The following is a 15,293-nucleotide window of genomic DNA, read 5'->3' as shown; positions in this document are numbered from 1 at the left end:
CATATTAATTATATTATTAGCTGTAATGCCAGGTTTTAAAAGGCTATTATATCTCATTTTTTCTTTGTTATAAATTTCACTTGCTAATTCAACAAATAACTTATTTGGTGGCTGCATGTACGATGTAATTTAAATCTGATTTATGATTTTTAAATGTGATAAACATGCGTTTAAACATAGAGCGATTGTCTTTTTTTAGTGCATTTTTAATTATTTTAATTGTACCAAATATACCTTCGTCATAAATCATACCTTTTGGTGTCATTAATGTCATAGGTCCATAGTGATTATGTACGCTACTAAATCCAGCTTCTTTGTAAAGTTGTGTCCAATGCTCTGGTGTAAGCGGTGTTACATTGACATTGATTGCAGACGATAGGTGTTGAATTACTTCTTTTTCCTTATCATCATTCATAACAGCAACATCTTGAGTGAGTAATATACCTCCTGGTTTTAGCACTCGAAAGTATTCTGCTACTGCTTGTTGTTTTGCTTTCATTGGTAACATGGTAAGCATCGCTTCATTTAAAACAATATCGAATTGATTATCTTCGAAAGGAAGGCGGATAGCATTTGCTTGCTGTAGCTGTATGAGATGTTCTAAATGAGCTTTTTTAACATTTAAACGACCTTTATCAAGTGCTTTTTTATTTAAATCTACGGCTGTAATGTGGCATTGATATGTTTTGGCTAAATAAATGGAGGTCGTACACATATTACAAGCTACTTCTAACACTTGTTTTTTATAACTAAATTGTCCTTGAGTAATTAACCAGTCTGTTGCTTTTTTACCTCCGGGGCGTAAGCGTGTTTTACCTAATTTTGCTAAAAAAGTGTGTCCAGGTTCTTTTGACATGATGTATAGCCAGCTCCTTAATGATAATTACTATTAATCAAATTTTATCACGTTAATTTGATAAAGGTTATGGCTATTTAATGAAAAATAAAAGGGAGAGAGACTACGAATTCATAATGAATTCGTAGTCTCTCTCCGGCAAGATTGTTTTCAAGTACTTTGAAGCGGGTACATTATATTTAGTTATTAACGTTTACGTCCCAATCCCATAGCTTTTTCCATCTTTTTCAATGTTTTCATTGACGCTTTATGTGCTTTATCGCGGCCTTTATCTAAAATAATATCTAGTTCTTCAGATTGATAAAATGCATTATATTTTTCTTGGAAAGTAGTAAGGAAATCTTTGACAATTTCCGCTAAGTCAGATTTTAATTTGCCATAACCTTCACCTTCATATTTCTGTTCAATATCTTGAATAGATTCATCTGTAAGACTGGAATATATAGATAAAAGATTAGAAATACCAGGTTTATTATCACGATCAAATTTGATAATACCATCAGAGTCGGTAACTGCACTTTTGATTTTTTTAGCAGCAATATGAGGTTCATCTAATAATGAAATAAAGTTTTTTTGATTATCATCACTTTTGCTCATCTTTTTAGTTGGTTCTTGAAGACTCATTACTCGTCCACCTATTTTAGGCATGCGAATTTCAGGTTTAGTTAACACATCATTATAGCGACTGTTAAATCGTTCAACTAAATTACGCGTTAATTCCATATGTTGTTTTTGATCTTTACCAACAGGAACAATGTTTGTATTATATAAAACAATGTCTGCTGCCATCAATGGAGGATAAGTTAGTAAGCCGGCTGGTATACCATCTGTGCGCTTTTGCGCTTTATCTTTGTATTGAGTCATTCGCTCTAATTCACCTACAGATGCAATTGTAGTTAGCATCCAACCTGCTTGGACGTGTGCAGGTACTTCAGATTGAATGAATAGCGTTGATTTGTCTGGGTCAATACCTGAAGCTAAGTAAATCGCAGCTAATTGTTTAATTTGTTTACGTAACTTTAAACGATTCTGAGGGACTGTTATTGCATGTTGATCAACGATACAAAAAAAACAGTCATAGTCATCTTGAACTTCTACAAATTGCTTTAAGGCTCCAATGTAGTTACCTAATGTTGGTATACCACTTGGTTGGATTCCAGAAAATAAAGTTTCCATATGTATGCCTACTTTCTAAAATAATAATTTCGTTTTTAACTATTATAACAGTATTTCTTTAAAATGAAAGTTATGTTAAACTATGTACGTACCTGATTTATAAGACGTTTCGGCATATTGAAAGAATTTAAAGATTTCTCAGAAAAATGAGGATTTTCTCATTTAATTTTAATGTTAGATGTCTATAATAAGTATTGTAAGATTAAGAGAGATAAAAAAGTGCAATATCTTAATCATTAAATTATAAAATCAATGAATAATATTCATTCTATAGGAGAGTGAGATGTATGGTAACATTATTTACTTCACCAAGTTGCACATCTTGCCGTAAAGCGAAAGCATGGTTACAAGAACATGACATTCCATATACGGAGCGTAATATTTTTTCTGAACATTTAACAATTGATGAAATTAAACAAATTTTAAAAATGACTGAAGATGGAACAGACGAAATTATTTCTACTCGTTCAAAAACATACCAAAAATTGAATGTAGATATCGATTCTTTACCATTACAAGATTTATATTCTATTATTCAAGATAATCCTGGATTGTTACGTCGCCCAATTATTTTAGATGACAAACGATTACAAGTGGGTTATAACGAAGATGAAATTAGACGTTTCTTACCAAGAAAAGTTCGTACTTTCCAATTGAAAGAAGCTCAACGTTTAGTAGATTAATATTTAAACGGTCTTAACTTATCAAAGTGTTAATTATGATATTTTAAATGTACAACAGCGCTGCGTGACGTAGTGCTGTTTTTTGTACTTAAATTAGGGAATGTGTTATTATAGGGAATCGATAGTGAGGCTTTGATTATTCAGAACAAATCAATTGTATTTTTACAGACGTTTTAATACAATATGATTACGATTCATCGACTGTAAGGAGTGAGATGATATGAGAATAGAACGCGTAGATGAAACAACTGTTAAATTGTTTATAACTTATAGTGATATTGAGGCTAGAGGTTTTAGTCGTGAAGATTTATGGACAAACCGTAAACGCGGAGAAGAATTCTTTTGGTCAATGATGGATGAAATTAATCAAGAAGAAGAATTTGTGGTCGAAGGTCCATTGTGGATTCAAGTGCATGCATTTGAAAAAGGTGTAGAAGTACTTATTTCAAAATCTAAAAATGATGAAGCCATGGATGAAGCTATGAACATGTCTGACGATGATGCAAATGATCAATTTGACCAGCAGCTAAATGAATTACTTGCAGCTAGTGCGTTAGATAAAGACCAAAAAGCAGACGATATGTTTGAACAACGTGCCAATAATAAATCTACTAATAAATCAGATACTGTCCAAAGTCAACGTGCCAATATGAGAACAATTATTGTTAAATTTGATGATTTGGAACATGTGATTGATTATGCTTATCATCATAATCAAGCGACTGACTCATATGAAGACTTGCTTTATATGCTTGATTCTAATTACTATTATGCAATTCACTTCGATGAGAAGGTTGAACAAGAAGACATCAATGATTTTTATAGTCAATTATTAGAATATGCTTATCCTACTGATAAGACTGAAGTATATTTAGATGATTATGGAAAAATTATTATGAGTTACAATGTAACTGCTCAAGTACGTCGTTATTTTCCAGATACAGCTGAATAATGAGTTGTTATAAGTTACCAAGATACGTTAGCGTGTCTTGGTTTTTTTGTTGAAGTAATTTGAAGATAATGTACGTTTAATATTTATGAGGTGTTGACATTTGTTAAGTGCATTTAATAACAAAAGACAACTGATAAAGGCAGTAGACGCAATGAATTCCGAGCATTATTATTGTCCCAGTTGTAGGGAGTTAGTGATTTTAAAGAGAGGTTATAAAGTCAAGGCACATTTTGCCCATCGTTCCCACAGTTTATGTATACATGCTAAAGGAGAATCACAATTACATTATCAAATGAAATATCACATTGCTCAATCATATCTTTTGCATGGACAGAAGGTAGAAATAGAACCTTTTTTAACTGATATTCAGCAATACCCTGATCTTTTAATAAATGACAAATTTGTTATTGAATTACAACTTTCTACAATTCCATTTAATATCATAAAGCAGCGTACAAAAGGATTAATGTCTGTAGGAAAGCATGTAATTTGGTTGCTTCAAGGTCTACAATTTAGCCGAAATCAATTGACTCTAACACAGTTTCAAAGTAGTTTTATCCATCCAGAACAGCGCACACTTTATGAATGGGATGATAGAGAAAAGTCATTTTATTGTTATCATCACATTCAACATCTTGGAGGCAAGCGCTTTAGTGCAAGGAAAACACAGACTTCTCCACTTAATATATTAAAGTTACAATCACCATGCCCGTCAGTTTCCTTTAAATTAGCTAATCATCATATAAAATATTATATTCAACAATGTCGAAGACAAAATTCAGTTTTAGAACCAACTTTAAGTGCAATATATCAATTACGACTATCAGATGATCAAGCTACTCAATTTTTAGGTTATATTTTTCCCAATCAAATTTATATCAATTCTCATCCAATCGCATGGCAAGCACAGTTATTGTTGTATTTAGCACATAAAATTAACTTTAATTCCTTTAAATCAAGCGTTAAATTTAGGAATTTACTTTTTTCGACTGTAACAGAGGAAGATATTTTAAACATGTTAATTACACAATATAAACAAACATTTGATTCGATGTTTAAACGTGCAAAATAAGCTAGAACGTGAGAAAATTAGAAATATCACATTCACAAGGAGGTATATATAATGAGTCAACAACTAACTCGCGAAGAACAAGAACAACAATATCCTCAATATACTTGGGATTTAACTACTATTTTTGAAAGTGATGAAGCGTTTGAACAAGCGTTTAAATCAGTTGAAAATAAAATTGGAGAAGAGCAACGATATCAAGGACATCTTGGTGATAATGCACAAACATTATATGAGGCTTTGGCCTTTGAAGATGAACTAGGAAGTCAACTTGAAAAAGTATATGTTTATGCCCATTTAAAACAGGACCAAGATACTGCCAATGATAAATATACTGGTTTCGAGTCACGTGCGCATCAACTAATTATTAAGTTTAGCTCAGCTTGGAGCTTTTTAATTCCTGAAATTTTACAAATTGATGAAGCTAAAATTCAAACGTTCATCGATGAAAATGATAATTTAAAGCGATACGCGTTTGATTTAAAATTAATCAATGAAAAGCGTGAACATATTTTAGATGCAGATACGGAAAAATTATTAACTGAAGCTCAAGATGCATTATCAACACCGTCAAATGTCTATGGTATGTTTTCAAATGCAGATTTGGAATTTGAAGATGCAATTGATAAAGATGGTAATACACACCCATTAACACAAGGTACATTTATTAAATATCTAGAGTCAGATGACCGGAAGTTGCGTGAATCAGCATATAAAAATGTCTATAAAGCATATGGTTCTCATAATAATATGTTAGGCGCAACATTAGCTGGTGAAGTGAAAAAGAATGTATTTAATGCAAGAACGCATCATTATAAATCTGCACGTCAACGTGCATTAAGTAACAATCATATTCCAGAAGAAGTCTATGACAATTTAGTGGATACAGTTCACAAATATTTACCGTTATTACACAGATACACTAAATTACGTCAAGAATTACTAGGTTTAGATGACTTGAAAATGTACGACTTATATACACCATTAGTAAAAGATATTAAATTTGAAATGCCTTATGAAGAAGCGAAATCATGGATGCTTAAAGCACTAGAACCTATGGGCGAAGAATATTTAAATGTCGTCAAAGAAGGCTTAGAAAATCGTTGGGTAGACGTATATGAAAATAAAGGTAAACGTTCAGGTGGCTACTCTTCAGGTGCGCATTTGACGAATCCGTTTATTTTATTAAACTGGTCTGATACTATATCGGATTTGTATACATTAATTCATGAATTTGGACATTCAGCTCATAGTTATTTTAGTCGACAAAATCAACCTTCAAATGCGAGTGATTACTCAATATTTGTGGCAGAAGTTGCTTCTACATGTAATGAAGCGCTTTTAAGTGATTATATGGATAAGCATCTTGATGACGAACGTCGTTTACTATTATTAAACCAAGAGTTAGAACGTTTTAGAGCAACATTATTCCGTCAAACGATGTTTGCAGAATTTGAACACAAGATTCATCAAATTGAAGAAGCGGGAGAACCATTGACACCTACTCGCATGAACGAAGAATATGCAGCTTTAAATAAACAATATTTTGGAGAAACTGTGGAAACAGATGAAGATATCAGTAAAGAATGGTCTAGAATTCCACATTTCTATATGAATTATTATGTTTATCAATATGCAACAGGTTATAGTGCCGCTCAAAGTTTAAGTCATCAAATATTGACAGAAGGTAAACCGGCCGTAGAACGCTATATCAATGAATTCTTGAAAAAAGGTAGTTCAAATTATCCAATTGAAATATTGAAAAATGCCGGTGTTGACATGACTTCACCAAAACCAATCGAACAAGCATGTGAAGTATTTGAACAAAAATTAGATGCATTTGAAAAATTAATAAAAGCATAGGCTGTGGTGAATGTTCGTATTGGTCACGCTTACAATTTGTCAAGTTTGTGACAAATTGAATGAAACAAGAATTTCTTATTGAAACACCTTGTTGTGCGTGTTATATTATGAACATGAAATTAATCACATAACAAACATACCCCTTTGTTTGAAGTGAAAAATTTCTCCCATCCCCTTTGTTTAGCGTCGTGTAATCAGACACGGCGTTTTTTTTATACCCAAAAACAAACCATTCAAACGAGACACAAAAAATCAAACAAAGCAACCAAAAACACAAACAAAAAACGAACAGGGCCCCAGCACAAAGAAATTACGTAAGAAATTCAACAGAAATGTGCAAGCTGGGGAAACAGGGCCCCCAACAAAGAGAAATGCCCAAGTATTTCAACAAAAACGTGCCCCAGTAAGGTATTTAAAAAACAATTATATTTTTATGTACAGAAATGGGAGTTATCAAAGTAGCAGGGCGTTAATTGATTTCTTTGTTGGCAAAAAGCCGAACATTATTATCAGTAAATACAAAAACCACACATCAACTAGTATTAGATGCGTGGTTTTATATATGTGTAGATAAAGTATAAAATCTCCTACAATTTTGGCATTTTAGATTTCCAAAAATGTCCTTCAGGATAATATAATTTTTCGATTTTTTGTTGTAAAACGAGTTTTTTCAATTCTTTATTAAGCAATTTTTCTGGCCATTCATAAATGGTTAATAATTCTTCCATCGTGACAAGTTGTTTTTTCTGGATATATATTTCCAATTTAGGTGGAAGTTGCTTTTCAATCGGAGTGCCCATTAATTCGTTAATAATATACGTATATATATGGTATGGATATAATCCTTCAACTTTCAGACCTTCTTCATGAATGTTCTCATTGAAGAATACAAGTGAAGGAGATTGTTCAATTTCCATTTCTCTAGCAATATGAAGATCTACTTTCAGACTTTCAGTTAATTTACTAGTTTGTAAATCCTCTTTGAACACTTCATAATCAAGCCCAGCATTTTTAATACAATTACAAATCATATCTTCTGTAATAATATCGCATTTAGGGACAATCTCATTTTGCATTAAATGTATAAAGCGTTCAGCTCTGAGCCGACCTTGTAATTCTGCAGCTTTATAAGCTAAAGCAATATTATCAAACTCTGATGTACTTTGAGCTTGGCATTTGGTCAAGACGCGTAATGAAGGATTTAGTATATGTCTTATTCTAATGTATTGATTATATTCAATTCGAAGTTTAGAAATCAATGCAGATAATTTAAAGCAATCTGAGTCAAATGGGTCAAAAAATGAATAGATTTCAATTTTGCTTACAGGTGACAGATTTGCATCTTCACGACTCTCATTGTGCATTAATTTTAATTCTTCAGCCATGTTTTTCACCTTCAATGTCTAGTTAAGCATTTACCATATGGTTCGCAGTTAAGCGAAGTCGCTCATATAAGTATTCACCAACACCGGCTGGAAATTGTGCGGCTTGGATTGCTATATACATATTTTCCAACCATGCGTCACGTTCATATGTTGTAATTTTAAATCTTAAGTGTCGCTTCTTAAGCATTGGATGTCCATGTTCAGCTGTGTATAAATTAGGACCACCCAGAAATTGAGTTAAGAATTGCTTTTGCTTTCGACTTGTTTCTTGAAAATCTCCAGGAAATAAGTGATTAATTCTGTCGTCTTGTTCTACGAGAGTATAAAAATGATCTATCATCTTGTATAGCGCTTCTTGACCTATAATGTCGTAAGGTGTTGATGTCATGTAATCACCTATTTCTTGTAATTATATATCTAATATAACATGAATTTTTACATTTAAAAGTATTTCGCCTTCCAGTACAACGCTTTAATATTTATATAATCATTGTGCTTTATAATCGAAGAACCGCTGTACTTTGTTCTTAGGTTTAACATAGTCAATTGCACATTCTTGAAGAAAATTTAGAAAGATTTGCTTGCCTTGTTCGTAATCATTAACCTCAAATTCAAGTTCATAGTCTTCAGTTCCCAAGTATTCACTATGGTCAAGAACAAGAAGTTGATGTTTAAAGTATACTTCCATGCGATGTGTTGTTAGGGAACCTAAAATGTTTAATTCATCATCAGTTATACCGAATTGCATCAATTGATGTTGAATATCTTCAGGAAATTGTTGTAATGTCAAAGTTTTACCAATTTCAGGTATAAGACTGGTGGAATGATTATATTCAGTTAATCCAACAGTTGCAGGTACTTTTAAAGTAAGTTCATAGCTGTCATCTTTGACACGGATGCGCAAAGCACTATGGTTAGCTTTCAGTTTAAAATCGCTAGTATCTATATAAAAATTTGTTTGTGAAAAAGGTATAACATTTTGAAAATACTTTTGACGGATATCATCATATTGTGAAGCAGTTAATAACTGTTTAAATTCAATTTCGTGATTTGTTGACATGGATTGACACTCCTTTAACACATGCTGTGATAATAACATTAATATTATGCAGTAATTCATCAAAAAGTTAAAGTAAACGTGTGCGCTGGGATATTATTAAACCACTGTGGTTTCTTTTGCAAGTACTAGTTTGAAACATGTGTTATGTATGAGATTTATGTTAAAATAGTAACGAAAATAAGGAGGAACAGGCATGCGTATTTATGTAAATGAAATTAAAGTTAAAGATGATGGCATTTATTGCTACTCAGATGACCCAACAGATGGTTTGGAAGAAGTAGGACAAATGCTTGTAGATAGTGATAATTATGGATTTGCTTACATATTAGATGATGGACAGTCCTATTCATACCTCATTTTTGTAGAAGAAACATGGTCAATGTTGCATGAAAATAGAGATAAAACCATTATTGTAAATGATGATTTGAAATTAGAACATTTTCAGGAAGAATTCGATTTTATACTAGATAATATCGTTGGCAATAATAATTATGGTAAGGAGTTTGTAGCAGCAGTAGAAAAAACTTTTGAACTAGAGTGAAGCGGAGTGAAGTAATATGAATCAATGGGATCAATTTTTAACACCTTATAAGCAAGCTGTAGATGAATTAAAAGTAAAACTTAAAGGATTACGTAAGCAATATGAAGTTGGAGAACATGCATCGCCCATTGAATTTGTCACCGGCCGTGTTAAGCCAATTACTAGTATAATCGATAAAGCGAATAAGAGAGGTATACCCTTTGATCGCTTGCAACAGGAAATGTATGATATCGCTGGATTAAGAATGATGTGTCAATTTGTAGATGACATTGATGTTGTCGTTAAGATGTTACGACAAAGACAGGATTTTAGAGTGATTGAAGAGCGTGACTATATTAATAATACAAAACAAAGTGGCTATCGTTCGTATCATGTAATTATCGAATATCCAATTGAGACATTAGATGGTCAGAAAAAGATTTTAGCTGAAATTCAAATTCGTACTTTAGCGATGAATTTCTGGGCTACGATCGAACACACATTACGTTATAAATATGATGGCGATTATCCAGATGAGATACAGCACCGATTAGAACGTGCTGCTGAAGCGGCTTATTTACTTGATGAAGAAATGTCTGAAATTAAAGAAGAAATACAAGAAGCACAAAAATATTATTCACAAAAACGAGCTAAAAAACATGATAATAATTAATGAGGTGTAAAGTAATGCGTTATACGATTCTATCCAAAGGTGACTCGAAGTCGAATGCATTAAAGCATAAAATGATTAGTCATATGAAGGACTTTCACATGACACAAAATGATGAGAATCCAGAAATAGTTATATCTGTTGGTGGAGATGGTACTTTACTTCAAGCATTTCATCAATACAGTCATATGCTTTCCCAAGTCGCTTTTGTAGGGGTGCACACTGGTCACTTAGGATTTTATGCTGATTGGTTACCTCATGAAGTGGAAAAATTAATTATAGAAATTAATAATTCTGAGTTTCAAGTCATTGAATACCCATTATTAGAAATGATTGTACGCTATAATGATAATGGTTATGAGACGCGTTACTTGGCATTGAATGAAGCAACGATGAAAACGGATAATGGCTCTACACTGGTTGTTGATGTTAATATTCGTGGTAAACATTTTGAACGCTTTAGAGGAGATGGTTTGTGTATCTCTACACCATCTGGGTCTACTGCTTATAATAAGGCGTTGGGAGGGGCATTAATTCATCCTTCCCTTGAAGCAATTCAAATTGCTGAAATTGCCTCAATCAATAATAGAGTATTCCGTACGGTCGGTTCACCACTTGTCTTGCCTAAGCACCATACATGTTATATCACACCTGTAAACCATGATACAATTCGTACAACCATTGATCATGTCAGCATTAAACATAAAAATGTCAGCGGTATTCAATATAGAGTTGCCAATGAAAAAGTAAGGTTTGCTCGTTTTAGACCTTTCCCATTTTGGAAACGTGTCCATGATTCCTTTATTGAAAGTGATGACGAACGATGAGATTCACTTATGCAATCAAATCACCTGATGTACTAAAGTCATTTTTACAACAACAAGGTTTTTCCAAGAAAACGACAAGCGCCATTAAACAAAATGGCGCTTTACTTGTTAATCATGAGCCGGTCACAGTGCGTTATCAATTGCAACCGGGAGATAAGCTCACGATTATTTTGCCTACTGAAATTCCAAGTGCTAATTTACAAGCCTTTCACCATCCACTTGATATTGTTTACGAAGATGATTATCTATTAATCGTATGTAAACCGAGTTTACAAAATTGTGCACCATCGAGGGAGCATCCACATGAAAGTTTAATTGAACAAGTGATAGCTTATTGTCACGAGAATGATAATGATTTTACACCACATATTGTGACAAGACTGGATCGTAATACCACAGGTTTAGTGTTATTAGCTAAACATGGTCACATTCATCATCTCTTGTCACATATCAAAATAAACAAGCGTTATATAGCACTGTGTCATGGCGCAACTCAGCCAGAAGGAATTATAGAAGCGCCTATAGCCCGTGCAAATGATAGTATTATTACGCGGCAAGTTTCATCCACTGGTAAGTATGCTAAATCAACTTATCGAACGCTTAATAGCAAACAAAACGTTAGTTTATGTGAAGTTACATTACATACAGGACGCACACATCAAATCCGTGTACATTTTCAATACATTGGACATCCTTTGATAGGAGATGCGTTATATGGTGGAAATCATGGTATGATTCACAACCATTGTTTGCAATGTACGGCATTACAATTTAAGCATCCTATTTTGCATCAAACGATATCAATAACTATTGATTATAAACAACTAATATGCCTGTATAACATGCTATAATAAACCAGTAATGGAGGTGTTCCAATTGTCTATGGAGATAGAGAAAGCGGACAATGATCAACATGCGGTATATAACCAATCACTACTAGATGAATTATTAAATAACAATGATATTGATGATTTTAGAAAAGAATTTCTCGCAATGCATTCATATGAGCAAAGCGAGTATTTTGAGGATAGCGATAATGTTATTAGACATAAAATATTTCAATTGTTATCACCTCAAGAAGTTGCTGGATTTTTCGATCAATTAGAAATAGATGATGAGGATTATGAGCAATTATTCGACACAATGAATGCACAATATGCAAGTAAAGTTTTAGAAGAAATGTCCTACGATAACGCGGTAGATATATTAAATGAGTTATCAAAACCCAAAGTAGCAAGTTTGCTGACATTGATGAATAAAGATGATGCCAATGAGATTAAGGCATTACTGCATTATGAAGAAGATACAGCCGGCGGGATTATGACGACGGAATATATATCATTAGAGGCTGAAACACCAGTTAAAGAAGCACTGATGCTTGTCAAATCTCAAGCTCCTGATGCAGAGACCATCTATGTTATTTTCGCAACGAATGTAGAAGGACAATTGGTTGGTGTTCTGTCATTACGTGACTTAATCGTTTCTGAAAATGATGCTTATATAGAGGACATTATGAGTGAGCGTGTAATTAGTGTGAACGTTGCAGACGACCAAGAGCATGTTGCACAAAAAATGAGAGACTATGATTTTATTGCGTTACCAGTTGTTGATTATCAGGACCATCTGCTTGGGATCATAACTATTGACGATATTTTAGATGTTATGGATGAAGAAGCTAGTGAAGACTATTCTCGTTTGGCCGGTGTTTCTGACATTGATTCAACGAATGATTCAATTGTAAAAACAGCAGCAAAACGTTTACCTTGGCTCATTATTTTAACATTTTTAGGTATGATAACAGCTACCATTTTAGGCAATTTTGAAGATACTTTATCTAAAGTTGCTTTATTAGCAGCATTTATTCCAATTATCAGCGGGATGTCAGGAAATTCAGGCACTCAATCACTAGCCGTTTCAGTTCGGAATATTTCGACAGGAGAGATTGATGAACAAAGTAAGTTTAGAGTTGCATTACGTGAAGCGGGGAGTGGCATGTTATCTGGTTCGGTTTGCGCTATCATCTTATTTCTAATTATCGTTGTTGTTTTCAAACAGCCGTTTTTAGCTTTAATTGTTGCAGCAAGTTTAACTATAGCTATGACGGTTGGTACTTTAGTAGGTTCCATGATTCCATTATTAATGAATAAAATAAACATCGATCCTGCAGTAGCAAGCGGTCCGTTTATTACTACAATTAATGACATTGTTAGTATGTTAATTTATTTCGGATTAGCAACATCATTTATGTCATATTTAACTTAGGGGGGCGCATATGGAGTTTTTCTCACTTGTAATTGTTGTCGTAGCGGCATTTTTTACGCCGATATTAGTAAATCGTTTAAATATTAGTTTTTTACCTGTTGTTGTAGCAGAAATTTTAATGGGAGTGATTATTGGGAATTCTTTTCTAAATTTAGTTGAAAAGGATAGCATGCTCAATATTTTATCAACGCTTGGCTTTATCTTTTTAATGTTTTTAAGTGGTCTTGAGATTGATTTTTCAGCCTTTAAAAAAGACACACGCAATCGTCAGGGGCAAAGTCAAGAGGATAAAAATGTGCCTAGCCATTTAAATATGGCGTTAACTGTTTTTATCTTTATTATGATTATTTCTATTGTTTTAGCTTATGCTTTTAAATGGCTAGGTTTAGTTGATGATGTGCTATTGATGATCATTATTATTTCGACAATTTCTTTAGGTGTTGTCGTGCCAACGCTAAAGGAAATGAATATTATGCGCACGACGATTGGACAGTTTATTTTATTAGTAGCAGTATTAGCAGACTTGTTTACTATGGTGTTATTGACAGTATACGGTGCATTAAATGGTCAAGGTGGCGGTTCGATATGGTTATCAGCGATTTTAGTTGTTTTTACCGCTATTTTTTATATTATTGGTATTCTGTTCAAACATATGTCCTTTTTACAAAAATTAATGTCAGGTACAACACAAATTGGAATCCGTGCGATTTTTGCATTAATTATTTTATTAGTAGCATTGGCTGAAGGCGTGGGTGCTGAATACATTTTAGGTGCGTTTTTAGCTGGTGTCGTAGTTTCATTACTTAAACCCGATGAGGAGCTTGTGCAAAAATTAGATTCATTTGGTTATGGCTTTTTTATACCGATATTTTTTATTATGGTTGGTGTAGATTTAGACATACCATCACTTATTAAGGAACCCGCTTTATTGATTATTATACCGGTATTGATAGGTGCATTTTTAATATCAAAACTCTTACCAGTATTATTTATTCGACGATGGTTTGATACGAAAACAACCATTGCGTCAGCATTTTTACTCACTTCAACATTGTCATTAGTTATTGCGGCGGCGAAGATAGCAGAACAGCTAAAAACGATATCGTCAGAGACATCTGGTATTTTAATCCTCAGTGCCGTGATTACTTGTGTCTTTGTACCTGTTGTTTTTAAAAAATTATTCCCAATTCCAGATGAAGTTAATCGACGTATTGAAGTGGCGCTCATTGGGAAAAACCAACTAACCATACCAATTGCACAAAATCTAACATCACAGCTTTACAATGTGTCTTTATATTTTAGAAAAGATTTAAGTGATCATCGTCATTTGGCTGATAGTATTACTGTACTAGAAATCAATGATTATGACGAGGCGATATTAACTCGATTAGGTTTATTTGATAATGATATTGTCGTATGTGCAACCAATGATGATGATATCAATCGTCGTGTTGCGATGATGGCAGAAGAACACGGTGTTAATCGAGTGATTTGTCGTTTAGAGACAATGACTGATGACGTGGGAATGAAAAATTCTGGCATAGAAATATTCAGCAACTTTTTAAGCAATAAAATTTTTCTTAAAGGACTTATTGAAACACCCAATATGCTTAATTTACTAAGCAATGTGGAAACATCTTTATATGAAATTGAGATGTTAAATCATAAATATGAAAATCTAGAATTGCGTAATTTCCCATTTGGTGGCGATGTTATCTTTGTACGTATAATTAGAAATAATGAGTCTATCGTGCCACATGGTGATACACAGTTGCGTTATAAAGATCGTTTAATTGTAACAGGGTCTAAGGAATATGTAGATGAACTTAAAGGCGAGTTAGAATTTTATTATTAAGGGAGTGAAAATGTTACTCAATGTGAATTTGTAGTCCTGGCCCGGCAAGGTTGACTAGGATTGAAAAAACGTGGTATCAATGTATTTTCAATCCAGTCAACTACTGCCAATATTT

The 15,293-nt window shown here is 33.1% G+C and carries 15 protein-coding genes; 10 read left to right on the top strand and 5 right to left on the bottom strand.

Annotated features, from left to right (window positions below; genetic code table 11):
* Positions 1-100: 100 nt before the first annotated feature.
* Positions 101-856 carry a class I SAM-dependent methyltransferase gene (locus tag HMPREF2864_RS05360; RefSeq protein ID WP_002493114.1) on the bottom strand — a complete coding sequence of 252 codons (756 nt, stop codon included), beginning with the start codon at positions 854-856 and terminating at the stop codon, positions 101-103.
* 186 nt (positions 857-1,042) lie between these two features.
* The gene (gene trpS / locus HMPREF2864_RS05355) at positions 1,043-2,032 is read right to left on the bottom strand and encodes a tryptophan--tRNA ligase (RefSeq protein WP_070572125.1); all 990 of its coding nucleotides are present in this window, start codon (positions 2,030-2,032) and stop codon (positions 1,043-1,045) included.
* A 287-nt stretch (positions 2,033-2,319) separates the two neighbouring features.
* On the opposite strand from trpS, the gene spxA reads away from it, so the two are divergent.
* The 4 genes from spxA (at position 2,320) to pepF (ending at position 6,599) form a co-directional block, all read left to right on the top strand.
* Positions 2,320-2,715 carry a transcriptional regulator SpxA gene (gene spxA / locus HMPREF2864_RS05350; protein ID WP_002459514.1) on the top strand — a complete coding sequence of 132 codons (396 nt, stop codon included), beginning with the start codon at positions 2,320-2,322 and terminating at the stop codon, positions 2,713-2,715.
* 220 nt (positions 2,716-2,935) lie between these two features.
* The gene (mecA, locus tag HMPREF2864_RS05345; RefSeq protein WP_002493121.1) at positions 2,936-3,667 is read left to right on the top strand and encodes an adaptor protein MecA; all 732 of its coding nucleotides are present in this window, start codon (positions 2,936-2,938) and stop codon (positions 3,665-3,667) included.
* 100 nt (positions 3,668-3,767) lie between these two features.
* Complete coding sequence (locus tag HMPREF2864_RS05340) at positions 3,768-4,739, top strand: competence protein CoiA (RefSeq protein WP_070544902.1); 972 nt, start codon at positions 3,768-3,770, stop codon at positions 4,737-4,739.
* Between the two features lie 51 nt (positions 4,740-4,790).
* Positions 4,791-6,599, top strand: coding sequence for an oligoendopeptidase F (pepF, locus tag HMPREF2864_RS05335; RefSeq protein ID WP_002459511.1), 1,809 nt, complete (start codon positions 4,791-4,793; stop codon positions 6,597-6,599).
* 587 nt (positions 6,600-7,186) lie between these two features.
* On the opposite strand, the gene yjbH is transcribed toward pepF, so the two are convergent.
* The 3 genes from yjbH to HMPREF2864_RS05320 all read right to left on the bottom strand — a co-directional run bounded on the left by yjbH (position 7,187) and on the right by HMPREF2864_RS05320 (position 9,044).
* Positions 7,187-7,984 carry a protease adaptor protein YjbH gene (yjbH, locus tag HMPREF2864_RS05330; protein ID WP_002459509.1) on the bottom strand — a complete coding sequence of 266 codons (798 nt, stop codon included), beginning with the start codon at positions 7,982-7,984 and terminating at the stop codon, positions 7,187-7,189.
* 22 nt (positions 7,985-8,006) lie between these two features.
* On the bottom strand, positions 8,007-8,372 hold the full coding sequence (locus HMPREF2864_RS05325; protein WP_002459508.1) for a truncated hemoglobin YjbI: 366 nt from the start codon (positions 8,370-8,372) through the stop codon (positions 8,007-8,009).
* 99 nt (positions 8,373-8,471) lie between these two features.
* Entirely contained in the window at positions 8,472-9,044 is a 573-nt protein-coding gene (locus tag HMPREF2864_RS05320) for a CYTH domain-containing protein (RefSeq protein WP_037544597.1), read from the bottom strand.
* A gap of 193 nt (positions 9,045-9,237) precedes the next feature.
* Here HMPREF2864_RS05320 and HMPREF2864_RS05315 point away from each other — a divergent pair, with 193 nt between their 5' ends.
* From HMPREF2864_RS05315 to HMPREF2864_RS05290, 6 genes are read left to right on the top strand one after another with little or no spacing between them, the layout of a single operon-like run.
* Complete coding sequence (locus tag HMPREF2864_RS05315; protein ID WP_002459506.1) at positions 9,238-9,585, top strand: UPF0738 family protein; 348 nt, start codon at positions 9,238-9,240, stop codon at positions 9,583-9,585.
* A 16-nt stretch (positions 9,586-9,601) separates the two neighbouring features.
* The gene (locus HMPREF2864_RS05310; RefSeq protein ID WP_002478416.1) at positions 9,602-10,237 is read left to right on the top strand and encodes a GTP diphosphokinase; all 636 of its coding nucleotides are present in this window, start codon (positions 9,602-9,604) and stop codon (positions 10,235-10,237) included.
* A 14-nt stretch (positions 10,238-10,251) separates the two neighbouring features.
* Entirely contained in the window at positions 10,252-11,061 is an 810-nt protein-coding gene (locus HMPREF2864_RS05305; RefSeq protein ID WP_002478415.1) for an NAD kinase, read from the top strand.
* A complete protein-coding gene (locus HMPREF2864_RS05300; protein ID WP_070544901.1) occupies positions 11,058-11,912 on the top strand; it encodes an RluA family pseudouridine synthase in 855 nt (284 codons plus the stop codon). Before HMPREF2864_RS05305 ends, HMPREF2864_RS05300 begins: the two co-directional genes overlap by 4 nt.
* Positions 11,913-11,943: 31 nt before the next feature.
* On the top strand, positions 11,944-13,323 hold the full coding sequence (gene mgtE / locus HMPREF2864_RS05295; protein ID WP_371089513.1) for a magnesium transporter: 1,380 nt from the start codon (positions 11,944-11,946) through the stop codon (positions 13,321-13,323).
* Positions 13,324-13,333: 10 nt separating this feature from the next.
* Positions 13,334-15,178, top strand: coding sequence for a monovalent cation:proton antiporter family protein (locus tag HMPREF2864_RS05290; RefSeq protein WP_002459501.1), 1,845 nt, complete (start codon positions 13,334-13,336; stop codon positions 15,176-15,178).
* Positions 15,179-15,293: the final 115 nt, after the last annotated feature.

The sequence above is a fragment of the Staphylococcus sp. HMSC059F04 genome (genome assembly GCF_001812565.1).
In the GTDB taxonomy this organism is placed as follows: domain Bacteria; phylum Bacillota; class Bacilli; order Staphylococcales; family Staphylococcaceae; genus Staphylococcus; species Staphylococcus lugdunensis.
The sequence above is the reverse complement of the archived record's forward strand: the minus strand, read 5'-3'. Positions and strand labels throughout refer to the sequence as shown.